Source organism: Pseudarthrobacter sp. B4EP4b, assembly GCF_006680095.1.
Taxonomy (GTDB): domain Bacteria; phylum Actinomycetota; class Actinomycetes; order Actinomycetales; family Micrococcaceae; genus Arthrobacter.
In genome coordinates this window covers 11134-37358 of sequence record NZ_VHIJ01000039.1, presented here as the reverse complement: position 1 = coordinate 37358, position 26225 = coordinate 11134, and the positions used below count along the sequence as shown (strand labels likewise).

The following is a 26225-nucleotide window of genomic DNA, read 5'->3' as shown; positions in this document are numbered from 1 at the left end:
ATATTGGAGAAGTCGCCATGTCTAGGCCGTAATCCCGGATGCCTCCGGTGGGGAAGTCAGGTCCTCTACGGCCTTTTGCATATGGCGTTTGATGGCCTGTTGGAGACCGCTCCGGTCGCGGGCCTCCAGCAAGTCCAGGAGCGTCTGGTGTTCCTGCACCAGCACATCAATGCGGGGATAGGCGACCTCAAGGCTCAAGATACACATCCTGGATTCCGCTGCAAGGGTCTGATAGATGCGGATCAGGCGGGTATTTCCGGTGCCTGAAACAAAGGCGGTATGGAATTGCATGTCGAGACGGGCAATCGCCTGCCAGTCCGATGCCGCAACCTGTTTCGCCATGTTCCTGATGATGCCTTTGAGCTCCCGGCAGGTATCCGTGACCTGCTCCGGCGCGGAGTCCAGGAGGGTATTGGCCGCGGCCAGTTCTACTGCCTCACGCACCGCATAGATCTCTTTGACATCTTCGCCGGAAAGCTCCAGTACAAAGACCCCGCGGTTGCGTTTGCTCACCAGGATGCCCTCCTGGCACAGCCGCTGCAGTGCCTCACGGAGTGGACCCCGTGACGTGCTGAGCTGGCTGGCCAACGCAGATTCGTTGACCTGCTGTCCAGGCCTGAACGCGCCCTGGACAATAAGCTCACGCAACTGATCAGCGATCAGCTGCGCCGTGGGCCGGCCCTCCAGTACGAACATTCCCTCCGGTGCCGCCATTGACATCCCCTCATTTCATGCTTCGGCAATTTGAAACTGTCAGACCGCCAGTGCGGTGTATTTATACTCCAGGAATTCTTCAATCCCTATTTTTCCGCCTTCGCGTCCGAGCCCGGATTGCTTGACGCCGCCAAACGGAGCTGCCGGGTTGGAAACCAGGCCGGTGTTCAGTCCGACCATTCCGACTTCCAGGTCCCGCGAGAACCGCATCGCTTTATCCAGGCTCTCGGTGAACACGTAGCCCACGAGGCCCCAGACGGTATCGTTGGCCAGGCGGAGGACTTCGTCCTCGCTGTCGAAGGCCGTGATGGCGGCCACCGGGCCGAAGATTTCGGTGCTCATCAGCTCGGATTCCGGTGCCACGTCCACCAGGACGGTGGGGGAGTAGAAGTAGCCGGGGCCTTCCGGACGGCTTCCGCCCGTCAGTACCCGTGCACCTTTGGAGACGGCATCGGCAACCAGGCTTTCGACCTTGTCCAGCCCCTTCTGCTCGATCAGGGGCCCAACGTCGGTGCCGGCCACGGCGCCATTGCCTGTCTGCAATTCTGACATCTTTTTGGCGAACTTCTCACCGAATTCAGCCACGACGGAACGGTGGACGAAGAAGCGGTTTGCGGCTGTGCAGGCTTCGCCCATGTTCCGCATTTTCGCTTTCATGGCCCCGTCCACGGCCTTCTCAACGTCCGCATCGGCAAGCACGATGAACGGCGCGTTCCCGCCAAGCTCCATCGAGGACCGCATGACGTTGTCGGCAGCCTGCCGAAGGAGGACTTTGCCCACTTCGGTGGAGCCGGTGAAGCTGATTTTGCGGGCGATGCCGCTGTCCGTCCACGTCCGCACCACGCTGGAAGCGCTCGACGTGGTCACAACGTTCAATACACCGTCGGGAAGTCCGGCTTCCTTGAAAATGGCGACCAGGGCCAGGGACGTCAACGGCGTGAGTTCCGCCGGTTTGAACACCATGGTGCAGCCGGCTGCGACGGCCGGGGCGATTTTGCGGGCGCCCATGGCGAGCGGGAAGTTCCAGGGGGTGACCAGCACTGCGGGGCCCACCGGTTCCTTGGTGATGAGGATGCGGGTATTGCCATCCACCGATGTTGTGCTGTCGCCGCCCACACGGACAGCTTCTTCGGCGAACCACCGGAGCATGTCGGCGCCGTAGGCCACCTCGCCTTTTGCTTCTGCAAGGGGCTTGCCCATTTCGGCGGTCATGATGGCCGCGAGCCGGTCGGTATTGGCGATCACCAGGTCGAAAGCGCGCCGCAGGATTTCGGCCCGTTCCCGGGGAGTGGACTTGCCCCATGCCGCCTGGGCACGGCCGGCGGCCTCGATGGCCCGTGCGGCGTCTTCGGGGCCCCCGTCCGCGACGTGGGCAATGATTTCGTGGGTAGCCGGGTTTTCGACCGGGAAAGTGGCTGAACTCGCGGCTTTTTGCCAGGCGCCGTCGATGAACAAATCCGTCTGGAGAGTGCTGGGATCAAAGGTGGGGGTCATGGTCGCTCTTTCAAGAATCAGGGGGCTAGGACGTTGCCGCTTTGAGTGCCTGGGTGAATCTGGTGATGCCTGACTGGATTTCGTCGGAGGTAACGTTCAGGGCGGGGATAAGGCGGATGACGTTGCCGTGCGGGCCGCATGTAAGGAGCAGGAGTTCTTCCTTGACTGCAGCCTGTTGGACCGCCAGTGCCGTAGCCGCATCCGGGGTGTTGTCCGCCGCGGTGAATTCGACACCCTGCATGAGGCCCCGTCCGCGGACGTTGCCGATCCCGGCGAATTCCGCCTGCAGGGCATCGAGGCCGGTGCGCAGTTCGTCGCCGCGCAGCAGTGCGTTTTCTACGAGGTTTTCGCGCTCGATAACACCGAGGGTGGCGACGCCGGCTGCTGCGGCAACAGCGTTCCCGCCATAAGTGCCGCCTTGGGAACCGGGCCAGGCCTTGCCCATCAGGTCGGCGGAGGCGGCGATCGCTGAGATCGGGAAGCCGCTGGCAAGGCCCTTGGCCGTGATCAGCACATCGGGACGGATCCCTGCCCAGTTGTGGCCCCAGAACTTTCCGGTGCGGCCCACGCCGGCCTGCACTTCATCGAGGATGAGTACGATTCCGTGCTTGTCTGCGCGCTCGCGCAGGCCCTGGAGGAAAGCGACAGGGGTGGGGATGTATCCGCCGTCGCCCAGGACGGGCTCGATGATGAACCCGGCGGTATCGGCCGGGGTGCTGATGGTGAGAAGGAGGTGATCGAGTTCTTTCAGGGCGAATTCGACGGCGGTTGCTTCATCCCAGCCGTAGCGGTACCAGTGCGGGTATGGGGCTACGTGCACCCCGCCCATCAGGGGGGAGAACCCGGAGCGGAACTTGCTGCCCGCCGTGGTTAGTGAAGCCGCAGCGACGGTGCGGCCGTGGAATCCACCATGGAAGGAGATGATGTTCGGCCGGCCGGTGGCCATCCGGGCCAGCCGGATGGACGCCTCGACGGCTTCTGAGCCCGAAGTGGCGTAGAAGACACTGTCCAATCCTTCGGGCAGTACCCCGCCCAGGAGTTCGGTGAGTTCCAGCAACGGCTTGTGCATCACGGTGGTGTACTGGGCGTGGATAATCTTGCCCACCTGCTCACGGGCTGCGGCCACCACATCCGGGTGGCAGTGGCCGGTGCTGGTGACCCCAATCCCGGTGGTGAAATCCAGATACTTCTTGCCGTCGGTGGCGTGGATCCAGCTGCCGGACGCGTGATCGACCACCACGGGCGTCGCCTGCTTCAGGATGGGGCTGAGTGTTGCCATGGCTTTATACTTTCCTGATAACTGTAGATTGTCAACAATGTACTATTGCGTGTTGGGTTGGAGAAGTTAGGAGCGCCTAGTCCTGAAACCTCTGGGGCCGCACGAAGTCCAAGCCGTCGATCCACCGCTTGCCGAGAGCTTCGTGTGCGGCGATTTCGCCATAGCCTGAGGCCATTTTGAATCCGCCGCCGGAGAATCCAGTGGCCGAGTAGATCCTGCGGGAGTGGTTAAGGAAGCCGAGCAGGGGTTGGGTGTCGGAGGTGAAGAGGTCCGGGAAGGCGTCCGAGCGGACGATGGATGGGTGGAGTCCGGGGAAGAACTCTGTGACGGTTTCGGTGGTTTCACTGATTTCCGCGTGGGTGAGTTCCCTGGGCACGTTGGCGGCGTCGGGGGTCGGTGCACCGCGTCCGTCGAGGGTTGCTTTGACGGTGGTTCCGTCGACGGCGGGGGCGCCGTACATGGATCTGTCCTCATAAATCCTGCTGAAGACGGGAAACCTGCCCGGGGTGAATTGTGACGGGTCGCGGGCGAGGAACCAGGTGAGGAAGATACGCCGTGTGTGGACGTGGGTTTTGAGGCTGTCGGGCATAAGGCGTTGGGACCAGCCGCCCGAGGCGATGATGATGTTTTCGAAGGTCCAGGACTTGTCGCCGGCGGTGATGGTTACGCCATTGTTGGTTTCTTCGATGCTGGTGATGGGGGTGTTCGTGTGGACGGTTGCGCCGTTCGCTTGGGCCGCGGTGATGGCGGCTGTGACGGCGCGGTCGGTGCGCAGGGCGCCGGCATTGGGGTCGTAGACGGCGATGTCGTTGGCCCGGAGGTTGTGCTGGGGGTAGCGCTCCGTCATGTCTTTGTGGGTGAGGATGTGATGCTCGGCGTTGTTGGTTCGGGTGGTTTCGAGCAGGGCGCTGAGGTAGGCGCCGTCCTGGGTGCCGATGGACAGTCCGCCGCAGCGGGTGAGGATGTCCTGGCCGGTTTCGGCTTCGAGTTCGGCCCAGAGACCGGCGGAGCGTTCCAGGATGGGGTAGTAGCCGGGGTTGCCGCGGTAGATCATGCGGAACAGCCGGGTGTCGCCGCCGACGGCGCTCCTGGCGTGGGCGGGGGAGCAGGCTTCGAATCCGGTGACGGAGTCGGTCAGGCGCGAGCCTTGCCAGAGGGCCATGGATCCGATGCTGCCCAGGCCGATGACGGCGAGTTTTCCGTCCATGGTTTAGAGGACCTGTTTCAGGAAGGCCTGGGTGCGGGGTTCCTGCGGGTTGGCGAGGACTTCGCGGGCGTCCCCGCGTTCGACGACGTAGCCGTCGTCCATGAAGATCAGGGAGTCGGCTACTTCGCGGGCGAAGCCCATTTCGTGGGTGACCACCACCATGGTCATGCCCTTCTTGGCCAGGTCCTGCATGACGGCGAGGACTTCGCCAACTTTTTCGGGGTCCAGGGCGGAGGTGGGTTCGTCGAAGAGGATGATTTCGGGGTCCATAGCCAGGGAGCGGGCGATCGCGACGCGCTGTTGTTGTCCGCCGGAGAGCTGGGCGGGGTAGTAGTCCCCGAAGTTGCCAAGCCCGACGCTGGCGAGCAGTTCATCCGCGCGTTTAGTCGCTTGTTTTTTGTCCGCGCGTTTGACCAGGACGGGGCCGGCCATGACGTTTTCGCGCGCAGTCATGTTGGGGAAGAGGTTGAACTGCTGGAAGACCATGCCCACCTTGGTGCGCTGTTCGGCGAGCTTTTTGGGCGGCAGGGCGTGGTAGGCGTTGTCGGTTTCGTAGTAACCGAAATCATCGCCGTTGACTTTCAGGACCCCGGAGTCGACGGTTTCCAGGCCGTTGATGCAGCGCAGGACGGTGGATTTGCCGGAGCCGCTGGGGCCGATGATGCAGCAGATCTCGCCGCTGGCAATATCGAGGTCGATGTCGTGGAGAACCGTTTTGGGTCCGAAGGATTTCCGGATCCGCCGGGCATGGATGGTGCCGTCGTTGCTCATCGTGCGATTCCTTCCGGTGCGGTCAAGACAACCTTCCTGGCCTTGCGGGGGACCCGGGCGGATGTATGCGAATACTTCTTCTCAAGCTGGGACTGCGGGTAGCTCAGGACCAGTGTCATCACCAGGTACCAGAGACTGGCAACAATCAGCAGCGGGATGGTCTCGTAGGTGCGGGCATAGATCAGCTGGGCGCTTTGGAGCAGCTCGGCAACGCCCAGGACGGAGACCAGCGAGGTTTCCTTGAACATGCCGATGACCTGGTTGCCGGTGGCGGGAATGATCGCGGGCATCGCCTGGGGAATGATGACCTTGCGCATCTTCATCGCCCCGCTCATGCCCAGCGAGTCGGCTGCCTCGAGCTGGCCCTTGCCCACGGCGGAGAACCCGCCGCGGATGATCTCGGCCATATAGGCGGCCTCGTTCAGGGTCAACCCGATCAATGCCGCGGTGATCGGTGCCATCAGGGCGTTCACATCGATCGCGGTGCTGATGTCCGTGAAGGGGATCCCGATGGTCAGGTTCGGGTAGAGGGCGGCGATGTTGAACCAGAAGATCAACTGGACCAGGACCGGGGTGCCGCGGAACAACGTAATGTACACCCCGGCTGTCGCAGCGATCGGCTTGATGCTCGAGGCCCGCATGATGGCCATGACAAGACCCAGCAGCGTGCCCAGGACCATACTCGCAACCGTGAGGAAGAGCGTAAGCATCAGGCCACGGAGAATCGACTCGTGGGTGAAGTACTTCGCCACCACGCCCCACTTGAAGTTCGGATTCGTCGACACGGAAACCAGGATTCCCAAGCCGAGCAGGATGCATACCACCCACGCCACATACTCAAATGTGCTTCGCCGGCGAAGCCGAGGCTTGAGCGCTGAATCGATCCCATTCATTGCCGGTTCGCTTCTTTCAATAATTGCTTGCTTCATTTGTGAACCCACTAGTTGAGCTTGGCGTCGGTGATGGCACCGGAATCAAGGCCCCAGGTCCCGAGGGACTCCTTGTATTCGGGGGACTCAAGAACGGACTGGACCGCTGCCTGAAGGGCAGGGGTCAGGGCTGAGCCCTTCTTCAGGCCGACGGCAGTCAGGTCGCTGGAGCCCACATTGACACGGCCCAGCAGGGTGAAGGAATCCGGCTGCTGCTTTGCCGCCCAGCCGAGTGCGGTGGTGTCATACAGGACACCGTCGATCCGCTTGGAATGCAGCTGTGTCAGGGCCTCCTGGACATTCGGCAGCGTCACGGCGTTGATCTCCGGCTGGCCTTTGGAGGTGCAGGTCTGCTCACTCAGGGCCGGAAGGCGCTTGAGCTGTCCTGTTGAGCCCTGGGTGACGGCAATACTCTTCCCGCACAAGGTCTCAACGGTGAGCTTCAGCGGGTTTCCCGCCGCCACGGCCACGGAGTTGCCGGCCTTGAAGTAGTCGATCATGTCCAGAACCTGGAGCCGCTCGTCGGTCTTGGACATGGTGGTGGCGGTGAAGTCGAAGCGGCCGCCGTCGAGGCCGGGAATGATGGTGTCGAACTTCGTGTCCACGAACGTCACCTTCAGGCCCAGCTTCTTCGCAACCAGCCGGGCGATATCCGGGTTCAGTCCGATCGCGGTGGTGTTGTCCTCGGCGAGGAAGGTTGTGGGCGGGTAGTGAAGGTCCATAGCCACCGACAGCTCACCCTTGTCCTTAACGGACTGGGGCAGCAGCGCCACGGCGGCCTGGTCGGGCTGGACACCCTCAGAAATGTCGGCCGTGTTGGAGGTTTTGCTTGCATCCGTGGACGAGCTGCTGGCTGTTCCACCGCACGCACTGAGCGTGAGCAATACGGCAAGGCCTGCGGCGGCAGTCTGGGCCTTTTTCAAAGTCTTCATTGTGCTTCCCTTCGAGGGGTTGTCAGCTGGCGAGTTCGCCGGGAGGGAGGAGTTTTGGGGTTGGAATGTGATCCGGATCTCTCCGTCATCTAAAGCAATGCAACCCCCAAAAGCGTAGATTGTCAACAATTGACGAAATCTTTTTTGTCGCCGGCTTTCACTTCGGATGCACGCGGAAACGCAACCTTGAAACTGTTGACAATTTACAATTTGGCCACCTAGAGTCGGTGTATTGACAGGCACCTACCCGCGTGCCGGCAGCGACTTCCAACTCACGGCGCGCTTGCCCGAATTTCCAAACGCAGGCGCAGCGACCATCCTCCATCCCCTGAAAAAGAACGGATACCCCATGGCAGAGAGCCACTTCCGTCCGAAGTACATCTCCTTCGATGTCTACGGCACGCTGATCAACTTCGACATCGATCCCACCACCCGGCGCCTGCTCGACGGGCGCCTGCCTGAAGAGCAGTGGCCTGCCTTCAAAAAGCAGTTCCGCGGGTACCGGTTCGACGAGGTCCTCGGCGACTACAAGCCCTACGAGCAGATCCTTCAGGATTCCTTTGACCGGGTATGCAAGCGGTGGGGCATCGGTCCGACCCCTGGTGCGGGCGCAGAGTTTGCTGACGCTGTGCGCGGCTGGGTTGCACACGACGACGTGCCGGCCCCACTGAAGCTCATGGGGGACAACTACAAGCTGGTGGCTCTGTCCAACGCTGACACCAGCTTCCTGGATATCAGCATTCCCAAGCTCGGTGCAGACTTCCACGCCGTCTACACCGCTGAGCAGGCCCAGGCCTACAAGCCGCGCTACCAGGCCTTCGAGTACATGCTGGACACCCTGAATGCCAAGCCGGAGGAGTTCCTGCACATTTCCTCGCACACCCGGTACGACATGCATCCGATGCACGACATGGGCTTCCGTAACCTTTGGCTGCTGGACCGCGGCTACGACCCCATTACCGGGGGCTATGACTACAACACTGTTAAGTCCCTGGACGAGATCAACAAGCACCTGGGTCTCTAGAAGACTTCGAGGCGAAAGGTCACACACCATGAAACTTGTCCCCTATTGGCTGGACACTGCCGAACCTTCCGGCGACTACCGGCGCACTCCAGTTCCGGAAAACGTCGATGTTGCGATTATCGGTGCCGGCTTTACCGGGCTCTCCGCAGCAGTAGAGTTCGCCAAGCAAGGTGCCAGCGTTGCCGTCTTCGAGCGTCACACCGTGGGCTGGGGTGCATCAGGCCGCAACGGGGGTATGGCAACCACCGGGCTGGCCATCGGCTTCAGCACCGCGGTCAAGCGGTACGGGGCGCCCCGCGCCGTCGAGATGTTCCGTGAATATAACGACGCCATCGAAACCATTGAGAAGCTGGTGCACGATAACGGCATCGACTGCGACTTCAAACGGTTCGGCAAGCTCTCGCTGGCTTTTCACTCGTCCCACTATGACGGTTTCCTGAAGTCCCAGGAGCTGCTCGCGAACCTCGTGGATCACCACGTAAAAGTCATCCCCAAGTCCGAGATCCACTCTGAAATTGGAACGGACTTTTACCAGGGGGCAATGATGGATCCGCTGGGTGCCGGGCTCCACGTGGGGAAGTTCGTCCACGGGCTGGCCAAGGCGGCTGCAGACAACGGAGCCGATATCTGTGAGAACGCAGCGGTCACCGAGTTGAAGAAGGTCGCGGGGACCGTTCACGACGTGCACACCACACGCGGTATTACCCGTGCCAAGCAGGTCCTGGTGGCCACCAGCGGTTACACGGGCAACCTCACCCCGTGGCTCCAGCGCCGGGTGATCCCGGTGGGCAGCTTCATCATCTGCACCGAGCCTTTACCGGAGGAGGTTGTCAACCGCATCCTCCCCAACAGGCGCCAGGCCTCGGACAGCAAGATGCTGACCTACTACTTCCGGATCACCCCGGACAACAGGCTGCTGTTCGGTGGCCGGGCCCGGTTCGCCTTGTCCAGCCCGGATTCGGACGTCAAGAGCGCAGAAATCCTGCATAAGGCAATGACCGAACTTTTCCCCTACCTTGCCAACGTGAAGGTGGACTATATCTGGGGCGGCCTGGTTGACCTCTCCATGGACCAAATGGTGCATGCAGGGCTGCATGATGGTTTGTTCTATTCCCTGTGCTACAGCGGCCACGGCGTCCAGATGGCCGCCCACATGGGCAAGAAGATGGCGCACTACATGGCCGGAGACAAGCAGGCGAACGTGTGGGAAGACCTCAAGAACCCGCCGGTGCCCGGCCACTTCGGCCCGCCATGGTTCCTGCCCTTCATCGGCGCGGCCGCAAAAATCATCGACCGGTTCAGCTGACCAAGGAAAAGGTTCCCATGAGCTCAGTAACAAACGTGGCTGGAGCCTGCCCGAATACCGGGCAGGAAACCGCGTTCAGGCGGGCAAAAGCTGCCAAACTCCCCGGGGGAGCGTTTTTTGAGGGCCGCTGGCAAACAACGGACAGGAACCTGGAAATCCGTGATCCCGAGGACGGTGTGCTCCTCGGTACGGTGTGCTCTTCCTCCGCACAGGATGTGCGCCGGGCCGTTGCCTACCTGCACCGCAGCCTCCAGGAGGAGGCCTGGCCGCTTCGGGAGCGCCGGGAAGCCCTGGAACGGGCTGCGGGTCTCCTTTCGGAACAGTCCGTACGGTTTTCGGAAATCATCGCCGCGGAAAGCAGCAAAACCATCAGGGAGGCCGAACGCGAGGTACTCCGGTGCATTGAAACCCTCCGTCTTTCCGCCGCTGCCTCAAGCGAACTTGCCGGTGAGACCCTCTCCTTTGAGGACAGCATGGCAGGAGCGGACAAGATCGGCTGGTACAACCGCAAACCGGTGGGAATCATCGCGGCCATCACGCCCTTCAACGATCCGCTCAATCTCGTGGCGCACAAGCTGGGCCCGGCACTCATTGGAGGCAACGGCGTCGTCCTTAAACCGTCAGGCCGGACGCCGCTGACCGGGCTTGCGTTCATTGAGCTGCTGCTGGAAGCAGGCGTCCCTGCCGGCCGCCTGGCCGCCATAGTATCGGGCCCGGGGGTATCCGGGGCGATCGTAGCGGACCCGCAGGTGGACCTCATCTCGTTCACTGGGGGACCCCGGACCGCGGACCGTATCGCTGCCGCCGCCGGAGCCAAGAGGATCCTCTCGGAGCTGGGCGGCAACAACGCAACGATCGTGTGCGCCGACGCCGAACCTGGCAAGGCGGCTGCGGCGATCGTGGCGGGGGCATTCGGAGTAGCCGGCCAAAACTGCCTCTCAGTCCAACGTGTCTACGTCCACATTTCCCTGTTCGAACAGGTACTCGAAAAGGTGGTGTCGGGGACCCGGGCGCTCCGCACCGGCGCGAAGTTCGACCGTTCCACCGACGTGGGTCCCCTCATCAGCGAAGCTGAGGCGCGCCGGGTGGAGGAGTGGGTGGACGAGGCCTGGAAAGCCGGGGCCACGATCCATGTGGGCGGGCAGCGCCGGAACGCGTTCTACCAGCCCACCGTCCTCACGGACGTGCCCGCAGACGCCCGGATCATCCGCGAAGAAGTGTTTGGGCCGGTGGTCAGCATCACGCCGTTCATCCGGGTCTCCGACGCCATACAGGCGGCCAATGACTCTGAGTACGGGCTCCAGGCCGGCGTCTTCACCGAATCCATCGACACGGCCTTGGCAATTGCAGACAAGCTGCATGTAGGGGCGGTGGTGATCAATGAAACCAGCGACGTCCGGATCGACTCGATGCCCTTTGGCGGCTTTAAGAAGTCCGGGGTGGGGCGTGAGGGCGTGAAGCACGCCGTTCGTGAGATGACCGAACCGAAAAGCACCATCATCAAACTGGCCGCGCCGGCCACCGGCTGGCAGCGGCTGACGCGTACTTCAGAACGGAATACATCATGACCACCCATAAAATCGCGGTGATCGCGGGCGACGGCATTGGCAAGGAAGTGGTCCCGGTCGCCGTCGAATGCCTTGAGCGGATCGCCGAAATTCACTCCTTGAGCCTGGAGTTCACGTATTTCGGCTGGGGATCGGACTACTACTCCCGCCATGGACGGATGATGCCCCTGGACGGGTTGGAGCAGCTGGCGCTGCACGACGCCATCTTCCTCGGCGCCGTAGGTTCGCCGGACGTCCCCGATGCTGAATCTCTTTGGGGCCTCCTGATCCCCATCCGGCGCGAATTCCGGCAGTACATCAACCTCCGTCCCGTGAAAACGCTCGACGGCGTGAAGTCGCCCCTGGCGTCGACGGAGCCGATCGACATCCTCATTGTTCGTGAGAACAACGAGGGGGAATACTCGGAGGTGGGTGGCCGGGTGTACCGCGGCCTGCCGCACGAAGCTGCCGTCCAGGAAACCATTTTCACCCGCCTGGGGGTATCCCGGGCCGCCCATTTTGCCGCCTCGCTGGCGGCCGGCCGGAAGGGCCGCCTGACCTCCGCCACCAAGAGCAACGGCATCATCCACACCATGCCATTCTGGGACGAGGTGGTGGAAGAGACCACCCGGCTCTATCCTGGGGTGACGCTGACCAGCGAGCTCGTGGACGCATTGGCTGCGCACCTCGTCCTCAAGCCCTGGACCCTCGATGTCATTGTGGCCTCCAACCTGCTCGGTGACATCCTTTCGGACCTGGGCAGCGCCGTCACCGGTTCCATCGGCGTGGCTCCCAGCGCCAACCTGAATCCCGAAGGCGATTATCCCTCCCTCTTCGAACCGGTCCACGGATCCGCCCCGGACATTGCGGGTAAGGGACTGGCCAACCCGGTGGGCCAGATGTGGTCCGGAGCGATGATGCTCGAGCACCTGGGTTTCCCGGTGGCGGCCAGGCACCTTGAGGCGGCCTTCGAATCCGCCCTCCGGGATGGCCTTGGCACCCGTGATGTGGGAGGACCATCGTCGACGTCGGAGTTCACTGCCGCGGTTCTGGCCGCGATAGACGCCATCGAGCTACCCTCCGTGGCTGCCCAGCTCGTCTCCGGAACCTCAGCTGCGCCGGCGGCAGCAGCGCCGTCGTGACCATGCCCCGTCGAACCCGGAAGCCCGTCGTCGCCGTCCTGTACCGTGAGGCATTGCCGCCCCGCCTGTCGGAGATCGAGGAGCTGGCGGAGGTCCGCCTGACCAGGGCAGACGGGCTGGCCAAGGTCCTGGACGGGGCAGATGTCCTGTACCAGTGGCATTCGTTTTCCCCGGCGCTGCGGGAGAGCTGGGCTGCAGCGGGGTCACTGAAGTGGGTTCACGTTTCAGCAGCCGGCGTCAGCCAGTTGTTGTTCGATGAGCTGATCCGCAGCGACGTGCTCTACACAAATTCGCGGGATGTCCTCAGCCGCGCTATCGCGGAGTTTGCGCTGGGCTTTGTCCTGGACATCGCCAAGGACTCCCGGGGTTCACTGGCGCTTCAGCAGCAGCGGCGGTGGCAGCACCGGGTAACCCGGAAAATCCAGGGCCAGCGCGCACTGGTGGTGGGTACGGGTTCCATTGGCAGGGAAATCGCATCACTGTTCCGCGCCGCAGGCCTGCAGGTCAGCGGCGCGGGCCGCAGCAGCCGTCCGGGAGACGGGCATTTCGACGAAATCAGTTCTTCAAAGGATCTGGCCACCAGCGTTCATCCCTTTGACTACCTGGTGCTGGCAGCTCCGCTGACGGAAGACACCAGGGGACTGGTGGGCCCTGAGGTCCTGGCATCAATGAAACCCGGCGCGCACCTCATCAACGTGGGCCGCGGTGAGCTGGTCCAGACGGACGCGCTGGTGGAGGCCCTTACCGCCGGATCCATTGCCGGTGCCGCCCTTGATGTGGTCCACCCCGAACCGCTGCCCGGGGAACACCCGTTGTGGAGCATGGCGAACGTCATCCTGACCCCCCACATGAGCGGCGACACAGAAAATTACCTCGATGACCTGGGGGAGCTGTTCGTGGCAAACCTGAAGCGCTACCGCAACGGCGATCCGCTGCACAACATTGTGGATAAAAGCCTCGGGTTCGTCCCGGCTCCCTGACCTACCCAAGCTGTGCGGTCCGAGGCCACGGGCATTCTGTGGAACTGAGGTTAGTTTGGCGTCAGCGCGGGATCAGCAGACTGACTTGGCCGCGGATGTCCTGGACAATCTCGTCGATGCTCAGACCGGCGTTCACGCTGGCCGCCATGCTGAGGAACATGATTGCGCTGACGATGCGGGCCATTGTGGCGGCGTCGCCGTCGCTGGCCGCATGGTGCCTGCCCAGGACGGCGGCAATGGCCTCCTCGGTTTCAGCAACGATGGAAAGAGCCTGGCCGTGGTGCGGCTCCGTCGGATCGCCGAAGACCATCTCCCGCAGGTAAATCCGGCCGTTGCCGATCTGGACGCGGTTGCATTCCACGATCGGCCGCACAATGGCCAGGACCGCATCCAGCGCATGCGCCTGGGTTTCGGCGTCGGCGATGCCCCGTTCCAGGGCTTCGGCGTAGTGGGCATTCTGCACGAGCAGAAGGAGTTCGCCCTTGGTTTTGGCGTAGAGGAACAAAGTCCCTGTGCCAATGTCTGCCTTGTCAGCGATCTGCTGCGTCGTGACATCCTCGACGCCATGTTCGGCGAACAATTCGCTGGCGGCGGCCGTGATGCGCTCGAGTTTTTGCTGCTTGTTCCGCTCGCGCCGTCCGAGCGGCTGGGACGCAACAGGCATGAGGTTTTCCTTCCGGATTAAGTGACTGGACTCAGTTATGAGTATAAGGTCTCCCAGGGCCGGTCGTCAGTCAACCGGACGTTCTGGCGCAGCAAGGAATTCAGCTGCCACCGGGCCGAATTGGGCATGGTACTGGAAGATGCTTCCATGCCCGGAATCCGGGTAGATGATCAGCTCGGATCCCTTGATCCGCCTGTGCAGGTCTTCGGAGAGGACCGACGGCACCATACGGTCATTGTCACCGTTCGCGATGAGGGTGGGGAGGGTGAGCCTGGCCAGGTCGGATGGGTTGGCGCGGCCAAACTTCTGGATTGCCTTCAGTTGCGTCTGGAATGCTTTGGTGCTGATTGGCTTGTCCCGGTGGTCCGCCCGTTCCTGCAGGCGCTTGATGAATGCCTTCGCGGCGGGCTTTCCCGTAGCGTTGCGGTTAAAGAACAGGAACTCCTTCGGGTCTGAACGCGTCAAGGCCGCGCGGAAACTATCCCAGTAAGTAACGCCGACCACCTTGTCCATGTCCTTGCCTCCACGCGGCCCGGTTCCGGTCAGGACAAGCTTGCGGATCAATCCTGGGTGCTTAATTGCCAGGTCCTGGGCAATCATGCCGCCCATGGAGAAGGAGAAGACATCAATCATGTCGAATCCGAGGGCCGTGATAAATGCGTATGCGTCATCGGCCATCTCCTCGATGGTGCCGGGAACCTCCCCGGTGGAGGCGCCTACGCCCCGTTGGTTGAAAGTGATGACGTGCCGGTTCTTCGCGATGGGGTCGATGATGCGGGGGTCCCAGTTGTCCAAGGTAGCGGCGAGGTGCACGAAGAAGAGAACGGGGATGCCGCCTTTGGGCCCCAGTTCGCGGTAGGCGTAGGTGACACCTCCTGCGGTGATGGTTCGGGTAGGTGCTTCCGCGTACGAGGTGACTGCGGACTCCCTTGCGGGATCGGTAGTGTCCATGAGCGATTTTTCTCCTATTTGGTCTGGCTGCTTGGCCTGTTGAATCAGTGGCGGTTCAGTGGTTGAGGGTGAGCACCGCTTTGCCGCGGAAGCCGCCGTCGGCCAGGGACTGCAACGCCTCTGGAGTTTGGGCGAAATCGAAAACCTTTCCGACGACGGGGCGCAGCGTCCCGGCGTCGACCAACGCGGCGATCCGGCGCAGCTGGTCCCCGCTGGCACGCATAAACAGGAATTCATAGCTGACTCCGAGCTTCCTGGCCTGCCGTCTGATTTTGCGGCTGAGTGCCGTGATCGCCAGGCGCAGGACAGGATTCAGGCCGGCATCGCGGGCGAACTTCGGATCCGGCGGACCGGAGATCCCAATGGCCTTCCCGCCTGGCTTGAGGACGCGCAGGGACTTTTCGAGGTTTTCGCCGCCGAGGCTGTCGAGGACAAGGTCATACCCGCCGAGGTGTTCCTCAAAATCCTCTGTGCGGTAGTCAATGACCACGTCAGCCCCGAGCTCCCGGAGGAAATCAGCGTTCGAGCCGCTGCCGGTGGTGGCAACAGTCGCGCCAAGGTGCTTGGCGAGCTGGATAGCGATCGTGCCAACCCCGCCGGCGCCTGCGTGGATGAGGACCTTCTGCCCGGGGCGCACATTGCCCCGCTCGACGAGGGCCTGCCATGCGGTGAGCGCCACCAGCGGCAGCGAGCCGGCCTCCGCCATGGATGCCGTTACGGGTTTGAGTGCCAGGTCATCCTCGGCAACGGCGATGCGCTCCGCGAACGTGCCGATGCGGTCCTTGCTGGGCCGGCCATAGACCTCATCGCCGGGTTTGAACCCGGTGACCTGTGCCCCGACGCGGATAACCGTACCGGCCACGTCATTGCCGAGGACTAACTGGAGCTTGTAGGGGAGGATCTGCTTGAACTCACCAAGGCGGATCTTCTCATCCAGCTGGTTCAAGCCCGCGGCCTGCACCTGGACGAGCACGTCCCGTTCCCCCATAGCCGGCTCGGCGACGTCCGCTTCACGCAGCGGCTCTCCGTACTTGGTAACGACAAAAGCTTTCATGGCTGGCCTTTCTATATTTGATTCTCCTCAATTATGAGTGTACTCAGTAATGCCTGTCAAGGGCAGGGGCGGGCGCGCAGGGATGAGCAGACCGTGGTTCTCGTTGTGCCGTGCCACCAGCCGCGGAAGAGCCGCGGTCAGGAGGCATCTTGGATCAGCGCGTCCGTACCGACGGCCGATGGGTTCCTGGCTGGCTTCGCTGGTGCTGCCGGAGTGCCAGCAGGGGAAACAGGAGGACCGACAGCATGCCTGCCCCCACCAGGGCGGAGGCGGTTCCGCTGGTGATCAGCCCTTCGTCCCGGCCAATGCCGGTCACGGCAACAATGATCGGCAGGCCTGTTGCCGCGAACAGGACGATGGCCCGTTTGTCGCCGGGACTGGATTTCGGGGGAGCGGCCAGCAGGGACGGGAGCCCGCGGATGACGAGCAGGAGTACAAGGAACAGGGGGACCAGGGCAAGGGTTGCCGGGCTGCTGGTCAGCGCGTTCAGCTCGAAGTCGATGCCGGTATCGATGAAGAAGATCGGCACCAGGAAGCCGAAGGCAATGGCTTCGATCTTCATCTCGATGATGTGCCGGTCGTGTTCGGGAGCCCGGGCGATCGCAACCTTCCACAGGACGCCCGCGGCGAAGGCACCCAGCAGCATGTCCAGCCCCAGAACCATACTGAGGACAACCAGCACACTCAGAATGAACATGATGGACCGGACGGCGAACTGGCCGCTGGTGTGCAGTGTCCTGGTGACCTGGGAGTGGAGCAGGGAATGCCGTGCGCGGGAGGCCAGGAATATCGCCAGGCCGGTCAACAGGACGAATCCGAGCAGAACTCCTGTGGCCGGTCCCAGTTCCCGCCCGCTGAAAAACAGCGAGACTGCCACCAGAGGACCGAATTCGCCGACTGCACCCAACGCCGCCACCGTGACACCCATCGGGGACTTTGACTCGCCGGCGTCGCGCAGGATCGGCAGAAGCGTGCCGAGGGCGGTGGAACACAACGCCACGCCGATGATCACTGCAGCCTCCGGGCCGGGCGCCAGGACAAGGCCGGCACCGATGCCGGCCGCCAATGAGATGGTCCAGCCAGCCGCGGCACGGTTGGCGGGCCGGCCGCGGATTGCGGTGAAATCGATCTCGTTGCCCGCGACGAAGAAGAGCATGGCCAGCCCGAAATCCGCCAGGGTGTCAGTGAACTGCGTGGACTGTATCCAACCCAGCAGACTGGGGCCCAGCACGATTCCGAGGATAATTTCGAACACTACGACGGGCACTTTGAGCACCCGGTCCAGGAAACGGGCGGCAAGGGGCGCCGCAACAGCCAGCAACGCGATCAGAACCAATGACGTGGACAGCGGCTGCATCAGCGGTACCTCGCCGGACCCTCCAATGAGGGCCCGGCGGCCGCTTCGTTCATGCGGTCGGTGCTGCTTCAGGCGGCGTGGCCTCCGGCAGTGCCGCTTCGGCCGGACGCGGTTCCGCTGGTGCTGCCTGAAGTGCCGCAGGCGGCTGGGACGGGACCGCGGTGGCGGCTTGGGCCGGCTTGATGTTCTGGTTGATGTGGAAGAAATTGTCCGGATCATACTTCGCTTTGAGCTCTGCGAGACGTGCATAATTCGACCCGAGGGTGTCCTCGATCCTGGACTGGTCATCGGCGTCCTGGAAGTTGATGTAGCCGCCTGGCTCCGAATACTCGTGCAGCGCATTCCAATAGGCCCGGACCCAGGCGATGTTCGCCGTGTTGTCAGCTGCGTCAGGCCATTGCCCAGCGATAACCGGAGCGAACTTCACATCACGGTAGGCGAAAGCGGTGGCCTCAGGGGCGACCCGATTCACGGCCCCGTCGATGGGATAGAAGTGGTTGGCCGAGTGGACCGTGGGGATCCCGGGGGAGAATTCGACGGCGGTGCGCAGCGCATCGTCGCTGAGGGTCCGAAGGAAATCTGCCTTCCAGTAACCCTGGAGCCCAGGGACGGCGCTGAGCCCGTCGAACATGATGTTCAGTGCCGGGTAAGGCATCGGCGCAAAGAAGCTGCCCAGTGCGGGCCCCGCGTCCAGCATGGTCTGCCAGTGTGCAGGTCCGGCGTCAAGATCCCCCGTCCACATGCCGGCAACAACAACAACCGGCCGCCCGTGCCATTCCTCAGGAAGGAAGGGAACCGGCGGGCCCTGGTGGAATCCCAGGAAAGCGCCCATCTCCTCCGGTTCGGCGGCAATCCATTCGCGGTATGCCGCGCCGATGTCAGCTCCTGTGGCAGCATCAAAAAACATGATCCCCACATGGACCGTGTCTACTGGGTGCAGGCGGAACTCCATGGACGTGACTACACCGAAGTTGCCGCTGCCGCCACGCAGGGCCCAGAACAAATCCACGTTTTCCGCTTCGCTGGCCGTCACGAACGTTCCGTCCGCAAGCACCACGTCCGCCGAGGACAGGTTGTCGCAGGCAAGGCCGTACTTGCGGGAAAGATATCCTATGCCGCCGCCCAGCGTGAGACCTGCTACGCCGGTTGAGCCGACGATGCCGCCCGTACTGGCGAGGCCAAACGCATGAGTCGCGTGGTTGTAATCAGCCCACGTGGCGCCCGGCTCCACTCTCGCAGTCCTCGCGGCAGGGTCCACCCGGACCCCGCGGCGGGCCGAGAAATCGAGGACCAGGCCGCCGTCGACCGTTCCAAAGCCGGGCGCGCTGTGTCCGCCGCCGCGCAAGGCAACCTCAATATCAAGACCACGCGCAAAGCGGACGGCGGCCATCACGTCCGCCACCTGGGACACCCGCAGCACCGCCGCGGGGCGGCGGTCGATCATGCCGTTGTACACGAGACGGGCCGACTCGTAGTCGGCATCGCCCTCTTCAATGACCTGCCCGCGGACCTGTTCGCGGAGTACGTCAAATCGATCGCTACCCATGGCAATTCCAGATTCTCTCAGAGACCACAGGGCAGCCAGCTCCGTCTCGAGTCCCAGCGAGGGCCAGCGCTATGACCCTCTCGGTATACGCCTGGGCCCCATGCGGGTCAAGAGCCGCAGGCACTCTTCAGCTACCTAATCCGCACCGGTAGCGGATGTGCGTCACGAGGGGTGTGCCGCTGACTTCCGTTGGCTCAAGCTTGAGGTTCCGGACGCCGTCCAGGAGCCGCTCGCCGGCTCCGAGGAGGAGCGGTGAGATATGGAGCCGCAACTCGTCGATCAGCCCGGCCGACAGATATTGGCGGGCGGTTTGCGCGCCGCCGGCTATGGCCACGTCCTTGCCTGCCGCGGCGTCCCGTGCCTGTGCCAGTGCCGGTTCGATCCCGTCCTCCACGAAATAGAACGTTGTGCCGCCCTCCATTTTCAGGGGCGCCCGCGGATGATGCGTGAGCACAAAAACCGGCGCGTGATACGGCGGTTCTTCGCCCCACCAGCCGCGCCAGTCCGTATCCCACGGACCGGTCCCGGGGCCGGCGAACATGCTGCGGCCCATGATGTACGCCCCCGCGGAGAGGATGCCCTCCAGCTCTTTGGCGTTGGCAGCGGGCTCCTCGAACTGCCACCGGTGCAACTCCTCTCCACCCTCGCCCAGGGGATTCTCCGGACTCTGGTTGGGGCCGGCGAGGAAGCCGTCGACGGATACGGTGAGATCGGAGGTGACGGTACTCATTGCTTTCCTCGGATGGTGGCTGTGGTGGTCAGGACGGGGAGGGGCTAACGGCCATGCTAATGGCGTCCGACGGCGGCTGGAAGGGATTGCTCCCAGCACCCCTTGGGCAAGCGGCAGGTAGGATCTGCGGCATGGAATCCATCGTTATTTACAGCCTTAGTGATGGCACCGACCGGGCACGCGTCCTCGAGACATACCCCCGCCACCAGGCGTACTTCGAAGCGTTCCGCGCCAATGGTGGCGGCCTGCTGGCTCTGGGCCCGTTCCTGACACCGGATCCGGCCGGCTCTTCCATGGGGCTTTTCACCTCGCGCGAGGATGCCGAGCGGTTCATCGCCGACGATCCGTTCGTTCTGGAAGGCCTCGCCGTTCCGCGGATCCTGGAGTGGGACCCCGTTCGCTTCGAGTAGGCGCAGGCATTTATTCAGACCAGGTTCCCCGCCCTGCTAGGGCGCCGTGTCCGGGAGCACGGCGGCGACGGCGCTGATCTCCACCAGTGCGCCGGGAACACCCAGCCCGGCCACGATGGCAGCGGTCACCAGTGCCGGCTCGTCAGACGCCAGTTCTGCTGCGATGGCCCGGTATCCCGCGGCGATGTCGGCGCCGTTGACGAACAGTACGGTCCACTGCACAACATCGCCGATGCTTGCGCCGGCGGCAGCGAGGGCGGTCTTCGCGTTCTCGAGCGCGCGGGCGGACTGTGCTGCGACGTCGCTCCCGCCAACGAGCGCCCCCTGGGCGTCCACGGAGTTCTGGCCGCCCACATAAATGGTGGTGGCGCCCGGCGGGACAACAGCAACATGGCTGAAGGCAGGGCTTGCAACGAGCCCTTCGGGACGGATGCGCTGGATGGCTGGCATGCCCGTATGCTCTCACGCAGGCCGGCGGACGGGTAGACCCGGCGGCATCCCGGGGATAGCATGACCCGCACCGGATCCTGCTGCCCGGAAGGCGCGGCTGCCGCTCCGGGATCCGCCGATTCAACGAGGAGACGGCCATGAGCCAGGAAACGACAAAAACGCCGGCAGCAAACCTGATGGTGGACCTGATCATTTCACTGGACGGTTATGCCTCTGCCGAGGGCTGGCCCGGCTGGTGGGGCCTGGAGGGCCCGGAATACCTGGCTTGGCTCGAGGAGGAAGGGAAAAAGAACTACACCTTCCTGATGGGCGCCAACACCTACCGTCTGATGTCCGGCATGTCTGAGGAAGCCGCGGCGGGGGACTCGGGATTTTCTGACAACGAGGGGGCCAGCCTCAGCGGCCTGGCTGGCGTCCCTAAGGTCGTTTTCTCCTCCACGTTGAAGGCCCCGTTAACCTGGCCGAACTCGCAGTTGGTGGCTGGAGACGCGGTGGAGGCAGTCGCGGAGATGAAACGGACCGGAACCGGGCCGATGAGCACCCTCGGCAGCCTGAGCCTGTGCCGTTCCCTGCTGGCGGCCGGCCTTGTGGACAGGTTCCGGCTGGTGGTCTTCCCGGTGATCACGGGCCGGACAGGCAGCGAACGGATTTACGACGGCTACCCCGACGTCTTGTTGGAGATGGTGGAGAGCCGGACCTTCGACGGCCGGCTGCAACTGCTCGAATACGTTCCCACAGTGCTCACCGGGCCGCCGGGCGGCAGTCCTGCCGGAGCGGGACCGGAAAAACCAGCTTCGGTTTGACTTCTGTCGGGATTCGACAGGCTGGAGCTCAGCCAGAGCACCCAGGTTGTGGCTGGTTCAACGACGTACCCGGGATTGCCGCGCAGCCACTCCAACGCGTACAGCGGAAGCGGTGTCCGCTTCCTCCAGGAATAACGCCAGTGCGAGCCCTGCATCCAGTACAGCTCTACACAGTGTCCGCTTCGCAACAGCTCTCCGCACCCAGGGCACGCCCCTGCTGTACACGATCGTCCATGTATGCGCGTGGATATGCCATGGGAAAGGCCACGCGAAGTCCATAGGCTTTGATTCGTGATGGATCAGAACAAAAGCCGCATAGTCCTGCCTGCCGCGCCGCCTGACCAACAGACCGTCCTGGATGCAGGCGGTGTTGCCTGCTGGTCCGAGCCGGTCACCATCGACACGTACGCTCCCGGCGAGCCCGACCGCTACCCGCTGTTCCTGGACCGGCGCGTGTACCAGGGGTCCAGCGGCAAGGTGTACCCGCTGCCGTTCATCGACAGCATCTCGGCCACCAAGGAGCCCCGGCTCTGGCAGGCTGTCCACCTGGAAAACGAATACGTGCGCCTGATGCTGCTCCCGGAGGTTGGGGGCCGCATCCATATCGGCTTCGACAAAACGGCCGGCTACGACTTCTTCTACCGGAACAACGTGATCAAGCCCGGCCTGGTGGGGCTGGCAGGGCCGTGGATCTCCGGCGGTGTCGAGTTCAACTGGCCACAGCACCACCGCCCCGGGACGCTCCTCCCCGTAGAAACCTCGGTGGAGCGGGGCGACGAGGGCCAGGTCACCGTGTGGCACAGCGACCTCGACCCGTTGCAACGGATGCGGGGCAGCCACGGTGTCCGGCTGCGCCCCGGCAGCTCGCTGATCGAGGTCGAGGCGCGGCTGTACAACAGGACCGATGAACCCCAGACCTTCCTCTGGTGGGCAAACGCCGCGGCCCGCGTCCACGATCAATACCAGTCCTTCTTCCCCACCGATGTCCGGTACGTCGCCGACCACGCCCGGCGCGCGGTCACCGCCTTCCCGCGCGCCGACCGGCCCTACTACGGCGTGGACTACCCGGCGCTGGCCGGACAGCACGGCCGGGAGGACGCGGACCGCATCGATTTCTACGCCAACATCCCGGTCCCCACCTCCTACATGGTCACGGACACCAAGGACAGCTTCTTCGGCGGCTACGACCATGACGCCGGTGCCGGCTTTGTCCACTGGGCCGACCACAGCATTTCCCCGGGCAAAAAGCAGTGGACGTGGGGGAACGGCGCCGTGGGCGCGGTATGGGATGCCCACTTGACGGACGACGACGGCCCTTACGTTGAGCTGATGTCCGGCGTGTTTACAGACAACCAGCCCGACTTCAGCTACCTGGCTCCGGGCGAGACCCGCACCTTCAGCGAGTTCTGGTATCCGATCCGGAAGCTGGGCCCGGCGCACCAGGCGAACCTGGACGTGGCCGTGGCACTCCGGCTGCAGGAGGACGGCCGCACGGTTACCGCCGGCGTGTCCGCCACGGCCCACCGGGAAAATGCCACCGTGGTGCTCAAACACCGCGATGTTGCCGTCCGCGCATGGACTGCCCGGATCTCACCGGCCAACCCTTTCACTGCGACAGCCGAACTGCCCGGGCCCGTATGCGAAACCGACCTTACCCTGCTGGTCCTGGACGGGGACCGGGAACTGATCTCATGGACTCCGCGCCAGCACGAGGACACTCCTGTTGAACCCTGGATAGCGGCTGAGCCGCCAGCGCCGTCGGACGTCGATGGCCCGGACGAGCTCTTCGTGACAGCAACCCACCTGGCGCAGAACCGGCATCCCACGCGCTCGCCCCTGCCATACTTGGAGGAGATGCTCCGCCGGGACCCGCAGGACTCCCGCGCGTCGACAGCCCTGGCAGCCGCCAAGTACCGGGCCGGCCACTACGCACAGGCCCGGAAGCTGCTGGAAAGCGCGCTGGCGCGGTTGACCCGGCGCAACCTGAACCCGCCCAGCGGGGAGGCCAGCTACCGGCTCGGCCTCGTGCTGGAGCGTGCGGGCCACCTGGATGAAGCGCAGGAGCGGTTCGGGAAGGCAGCGTGGGACAGGGCCTGGGCCCATCCGGCACACCTGGCACTTGGCCGCCTGGCCCTGAGGTCAGGACAGCCCGCTGAAGCACACCGGCACGCGGACGCCGCACTGCGGCTGGATCCGGCCAGCCCGGAGGCGAAGCACCTGCTGTTCCTTGCCCTGACAGGCTCCGGACGCCTGGACGAAAGCGCCCGCCTGCTGCAGGACATCCTCGTGTCGGATCCGCTGGACCCCGTGGCACTGGCACTGGATGGCTCCCTTGACGCCGTGGATCCCAAGACCTCCCTGACAGTGGCCTGCTGGCTGGCGCGGGCAGGGCAGTGGCAGCGTGCACTGGACCTCACCGGACAGGCGCCAGCCGCAGGCGCCAACAAAGTCTTCGGCAACCCGGAGCCCCTGCGACACTACCTCCGTTCCGCCTGGTTCGAGGATCTGTTGGACCCGGAGGCGGCTGCGGCAGAACGTATGGCGGCAAGGCGCAGCGATACCGCCTATGCCTTCCCCTATGGACTGGACGAATACGACGCGCTGCACCGGGCCCTTGAGGCGGATCCCAGGGACGAGGTGGCACACGGGCTCCTGGGATGCTGGCTGCTGGACGCCGGGCGCACCGGCGACGCCCTGGCCCACCTGGAAAAGTCCATGCTGCTCGGTTCTGCGGATCCGGTGGTCTGGCGGAATGCGGCCATTGCCACCGTCAATACCGGCGGTGATCCCGACGCCGCCGACCGGTACTTCGACCATGCCCTTAAACTGAGCCCCGATGATGCACGGCTGGTTTTTGAACGCTCCGTCCTGGCCGGGCTCCGCGCGGCGCCGATCGAGGAACGGATCGCCGCCATCGAACAGCACTCCCGTTCGGTCCTGGACCGCGATGACCTGGTGCTGCTCTACGTCAACCTGCTGATTGATGCAGGACGCGTCGAGGAGGCCCTGGAGATCATGTCCACCCGCACCTTCCAGCCCTTCGAAGGCGGTGAAGGGAAGGCGCTCGCAGCCTACGACCGCGCGGCGGTCCGGCAGGCCAGGGCGCTGATGGAGCAAGACCCGAGGGCGGCAATCGCCTTGCTGCGCGCCGGCGTCGAGGCCCCGGCGAACCTGGGCGAGGGACGGCATCCGGCGGACACCATGGCCGAACGCCTGGTGGCGCTGGGGGACGCGCTCGAACTGGCCGGAGATTCAGGGGCAGCAACCGGCGCGTGGAATCTGGCCTGCCGGAAAAGCAGCCCGTTGGCCGTGGACCCCGCACCCGCCGGCCCCGCCGACTACTGGCGGGGCGTGGCCCTCACCCGGCTGGGCCGGGAGACGGAAGCGGAAGCTGCCTGGCAGTGCCTCGAAGACCGGGCTGATGAGCTGGCGGCCGCCCCGGCCGCGCCCGACTATTTTGCGACGTCCCTGCCCGAACTGCTGCTGTTCAATACTGATACAGCCGCCGCCCGGAACACAACGGGCCGCTCACTCCGCCTGCTCGCCGCGGAGGGCCGGGCTTTACGGGGAAGCCCGCACCAAGGCCCGCACCACAAGGAAGGGGCAAGCCTGTGACCGAGGCACCGCGGTACCTCGGCTCCGGAACGCTCGAAGCCGGCCCGAGCGCCCTGACGGGAACACCGCCGTCGCACCTTCCATCCCGCCTGACCATCAGCCTGTGGGACTTCTCCTGGTACACCCGCGCCGAGGACGGCGGCCCGTACGCGGACCTGGACGCTGCCTGCGCTCAAGCAGCAAAGCTGGGCTACAACACCATCCGCATCTGCTCCGCCCCGCTGCTGCTCTTCGGCGGGCTGGGGCTGGATCACCTGGCCACTGACCTTGAGATCGAGGGCCTGGGGCAGGCCCCGGACGGCGGCATCTACGGACGGGGCACGCGCTGGTATGACGTGCCGGGTGGTTACCGCCTGAACCTCCGGGAGCGCCTGCTGGAACTTTTCGACGCCGCAGCCCGGCACGGATTCGTTGTCATCCTGGCCAGCTGGGAGTACCAGCAGTCCACGGTGTTCGCCCGGTCCCCGGAGTGGTTCGACGCCATCGATTCCGTCCCCCTCGCTGACAGGTACCGCATGCTGGCGGACGCCTGGGACCGGCTCATCAACGCGCTCACTGCGGCCGGCCACCGGAACCGCATCGCCATGGTGGAACTGCATAACGAGGTGGATTTCTCCATCCTGCCCGCGCTGGCCGACGGCGGCAGCGGGCAGCTGCACCGGCTGCGGTCACTGCATCCGGACCTCCTGGTCACCGCCAGCTACGGCAAACCACCGCACCTTGCGATGCACACCGTCCCTGGCGGGCTCGGTGCGGCGCATTCCATGTCTACAGCTACGGTGTGCTGGATGCGCTGCAGCAGCAGATCGACATCCGTTCCGAAGGCACGGCGGACTTTCCCAACCCGGCCCTGCGTGCCCTGCTGCGCCCCGATGCGCCGTCGATTGAAGAGTACGGACGCCTGGCCGACTGGAAGTACCGCGGCACTGTGGTGACAGACCAGATGTTCTACGGGTACGACTGGATTGATCCGGAGGCGTGGGATACCTGGCTCTACAACGAGTACGGGCCCTACCGCGAGGTGATGAGGCGGGAAGTCGAGTCGCGGGTCATCGCCATCGCGGCCTGGGCCCGCTGGAAGAACGTGCCGGCCGTGGTGGGCGAAGGCTGGATCGGCTACACCCCGCTCCACGGCACCTTCGAGGAAGGCCCCCTCGGCAAGGACCTGGCCGAACGCGGCATCCGCACGGCGCTGCAGCACGGAATCTGGGGCATGGTCCTGTGCTCAAACGCTGCCCCGCACCACCCTCTGTGGGCCGACGACGGGTGGCAGCGCCGCATGAACAACGTCATCCTGACCGCCCCGTGAGCTGAAAGAAA

Annotated in this window: 24 protein-coding genes; 10 read left to right on the top strand and 14 right to left on the bottom strand. The window is 64.0% G+C overall.

Going from position 1 to position 26225, the window contains the following annotated elements; all coding sequences use genetic code 11:
- Positions 1-21: 21 nt before the first annotated feature.
- From FNL14_RS13690 to FNL14_RS13660, 7 genes are all read right to left on the bottom strand, one after another.
- A complete protein-coding gene (locus FNL14_RS13690; protein ID WP_255470856.1) occupies positions 22-696 on the bottom strand; it encodes a GntR family transcriptional regulator in 675 nt (224 codons plus the stop codon).
- 57 nt (positions 697-753) lie between these two features.
- The gene (locus FNL14_RS13685; protein WP_142060872.1) at positions 754-2208 is read right to left on the bottom strand and encodes an NAD-dependent succinate-semialdehyde dehydrogenase; all 1455 of its coding nucleotides are present in this window, start codon (positions 2206-2208) and stop codon (positions 754-756) included.
- 25 nt (positions 2209-2233) lie between these two features.
- Entirely contained in the window at positions 2234-3487 is a 1254-nt protein-coding gene (locus FNL14_RS13680; protein ID WP_142060870.1) for an aspartate aminotransferase family protein, read from the bottom strand.
- 76 nt (positions 3488-3563) lie between these two features.
- On the bottom strand, positions 3564-4694 hold the full coding sequence (solA, locus tag FNL14_RS13675; RefSeq protein WP_142060868.1) for an N-methyl-L-tryptophan oxidase: 1131 nt from the start codon (positions 4692-4694) through the stop codon (positions 3564-3566).
- Between the two features lie 3 nt (positions 4695-4697).
- Complete coding sequence (locus FNL14_RS13670) at positions 4698-5465, bottom strand: amino acid ABC transporter ATP-binding protein (protein WP_091418668.1); 768 nt, start codon at positions 5463-5465, stop codon at positions 4698-4700.
- Positions 5462-6250 carry an amino acid ABC transporter permease gene (locus tag FNL14_RS13665; protein WP_255470838.1) on the bottom strand — a complete coding sequence of 263 codons (789 nt, stop codon included), beginning with the start codon at positions 6248-6250 and terminating at the stop codon, positions 5462-5464. Before FNL14_RS13665 ends, FNL14_RS13670 begins: the two co-directional genes overlap by 4 nt.
- 155 nt (positions 6251-6405) lie before the next feature.
- On the bottom strand, positions 6406-7326 hold the full coding sequence (locus FNL14_RS13660) for an ABC transporter substrate-binding protein (protein WP_142060864.1): 921 nt from the start codon (positions 7324-7326) through the stop codon (positions 6406-6408).
- A gap of 349 nt (positions 7327-7675) precedes the next feature.
- Between FNL14_RS13660 and FNL14_RS13655 the strand changes: the two genes are divergently transcribed.
- Genes FNL14_RS13655 through FNL14_RS13635 form a run of 5 tightly spaced genes read left to right on the top strand, consistent with a single transcriptional unit; the run spans position 7676 to position 13325 of the window.
- Complete coding sequence (locus tag FNL14_RS13655; RefSeq protein WP_091418918.1) at positions 7676-8350, top strand: haloacid dehalogenase type II; 675 nt, start codon at positions 7676-7678, stop codon at positions 8348-8350.
- A gap of 28 nt (positions 8351-8378) precedes the next feature.
- Positions 8379-9656: an FAD-binding oxidoreductase gene (locus tag FNL14_RS13650; protein ID WP_142060862.1), complete on the top strand. Its 1278-nt coding sequence runs from the start codon at positions 8379-8381 to the stop codon at positions 9654-9656.
- Between the two features lie 17 nt (positions 9657-9673).
- Entirely contained in the window at positions 9674-11224 is a 1551-nt protein-coding gene (locus FNL14_RS13645; RefSeq protein WP_142060860.1) for an aldehyde dehydrogenase family protein, read from the top strand.
- The gene (locus FNL14_RS13640) at positions 11221-12345 is read left to right on the top strand and encodes a tartrate dehydrogenase (RefSeq protein ID WP_142060858.1); all 1125 of its coding nucleotides are present in this window, start codon (positions 11221-11223) and stop codon (positions 12343-12345) included. Before FNL14_RS13645 ends, FNL14_RS13640 begins: the two co-directional genes overlap by 4 nt.
- Before the next feature lie 2 nt (positions 12346-12347).
- Positions 12348-13325: a D-2-hydroxyacid dehydrogenase gene (locus tag FNL14_RS13635; protein WP_142061304.1), complete on the top strand. Its 978-nt coding sequence runs from the start codon at positions 12348-12350 to the stop codon at positions 13323-13325.
- A 61-nt stretch (positions 13326-13386) separates the two neighbouring features.
- Here FNL14_RS13635 and FNL14_RS13630 read toward each other — a convergent pair whose 3' ends face one another.
- From FNL14_RS13630 to FNL14_RS13605, 6 genes are all read right to left on the bottom strand, one after another.
- The gene (locus FNL14_RS13630) at positions 13387-13989 is read right to left on the bottom strand and encodes a TetR/AcrR family transcriptional regulator (RefSeq protein ID WP_142060856.1); all 603 of its coding nucleotides are present in this window, start codon (positions 13987-13989) and stop codon (positions 13387-13389) included.
- Positions 13990-14055: 66 nt separating this feature from the next.
- The gene (locus tag FNL14_RS13625) at positions 14056-14940 is read right to left on the bottom strand and encodes an alpha/beta fold hydrolase (protein WP_142060854.1); all 885 of its coding nucleotides are present in this window, start codon (positions 14938-14940) and stop codon (positions 14056-14058) included.
- A gap of 55 nt (positions 14941-14995) precedes the next feature.
- Positions 14996-15994, bottom strand: a complete 999-nt coding sequence (locus FNL14_RS13620) for an NADP-dependent oxidoreductase (RefSeq protein WP_142060852.1) — start codon at positions 15992-15994, stop codon at positions 14996-14998.
- Between the two features lie 154 nt (positions 15995-16148).
- Entirely contained in the window at positions 16149-17351 is a 1203-nt protein-coding gene (locus tag FNL14_RS13615) for a cation:proton antiporter (protein WP_142060850.1), read from the bottom strand.
- Between the two features lie 49 nt (positions 17352-17400).
- A complete protein-coding gene (locus FNL14_RS13610; protein ID WP_255470837.1) occupies positions 17401-18897 on the bottom strand; it encodes an FAD-binding oxidoreductase in 1497 nt (498 codons plus the stop codon).
- Between the two features lie 127 nt (positions 18898-19024).
- A complete protein-coding gene (locus tag FNL14_RS13605) occupies positions 19025-19627 on the bottom strand; it encodes a dihydrofolate reductase family protein (protein ID WP_142060848.1) in 603 nt (200 codons plus the stop codon).
- A 131-nt stretch (positions 19628-19758) separates the two neighbouring features.
- Here FNL14_RS13605 and FNL14_RS13600 point away from each other — a divergent pair, with 131 nt between their 5' ends.
- Positions 19759-20037: a YciI family protein gene (locus tag FNL14_RS13600; protein ID WP_142060846.1), complete on the top strand. Its 279-nt coding sequence runs from the start codon at positions 19759-19761 to the stop codon at positions 20035-20037.
- Between the two features lie 36 nt (positions 20038-20073).
- Here the strand turns inward: FNL14_RS13600 and FNL14_RS13595 are convergent, their stop codons facing one another.
- Positions 20074-20487, bottom strand: coding sequence for a RidA family protein (locus FNL14_RS13595; protein WP_142060844.1), 414 nt, complete (start codon positions 20485-20487; stop codon positions 20074-20076).
- Between the two features lie 137 nt (positions 20488-20624).
- Between FNL14_RS13595 and FNL14_RS13590 the strand changes: the two genes are divergently transcribed.
- From FNL14_RS13590 to FNL14_RS23650, 4 genes are all read left to right on the top strand, one after another.
- Complete coding sequence (locus FNL14_RS13590; RefSeq protein ID WP_142060842.1) at positions 20625-21290, top strand: dihydrofolate reductase family protein; 666 nt, start codon at positions 20625-20627, stop codon at positions 21288-21290.
- 294 nt (positions 21291-21584) lie between these two features.
- Complete coding sequence (locus FNL14_RS13585) at positions 21585-24905, top strand: DUF5107 domain-containing protein (protein WP_142060840.1); 3321 nt, start codon at positions 21585-21587, stop codon at positions 24903-24905.
- The gene (locus FNL14_RS13580; protein ID WP_255470836.1) at positions 24902-25840 is read left to right on the top strand and encodes a cellulase-like family protein; all 939 of its coding nucleotides are present in this window, start codon (positions 24902-24904) and stop codon (positions 25838-25840) included. Before FNL14_RS13585 ends, FNL14_RS13580 begins: the two co-directional genes overlap by 4 nt.
- On the top strand, positions 25834-26214 hold the full coding sequence (locus tag FNL14_RS23650) for a cellulase-like family protein (RefSeq protein ID WP_255470835.1): 381 nt from the start codon (positions 25834-25836) through the stop codon (positions 26212-26214). The genes FNL14_RS13580 and FNL14_RS23650 overlap by 7 nt, the downstream gene beginning before the upstream one ends.
- Positions 26215-26225: the final 11 nt, after the last annotated feature.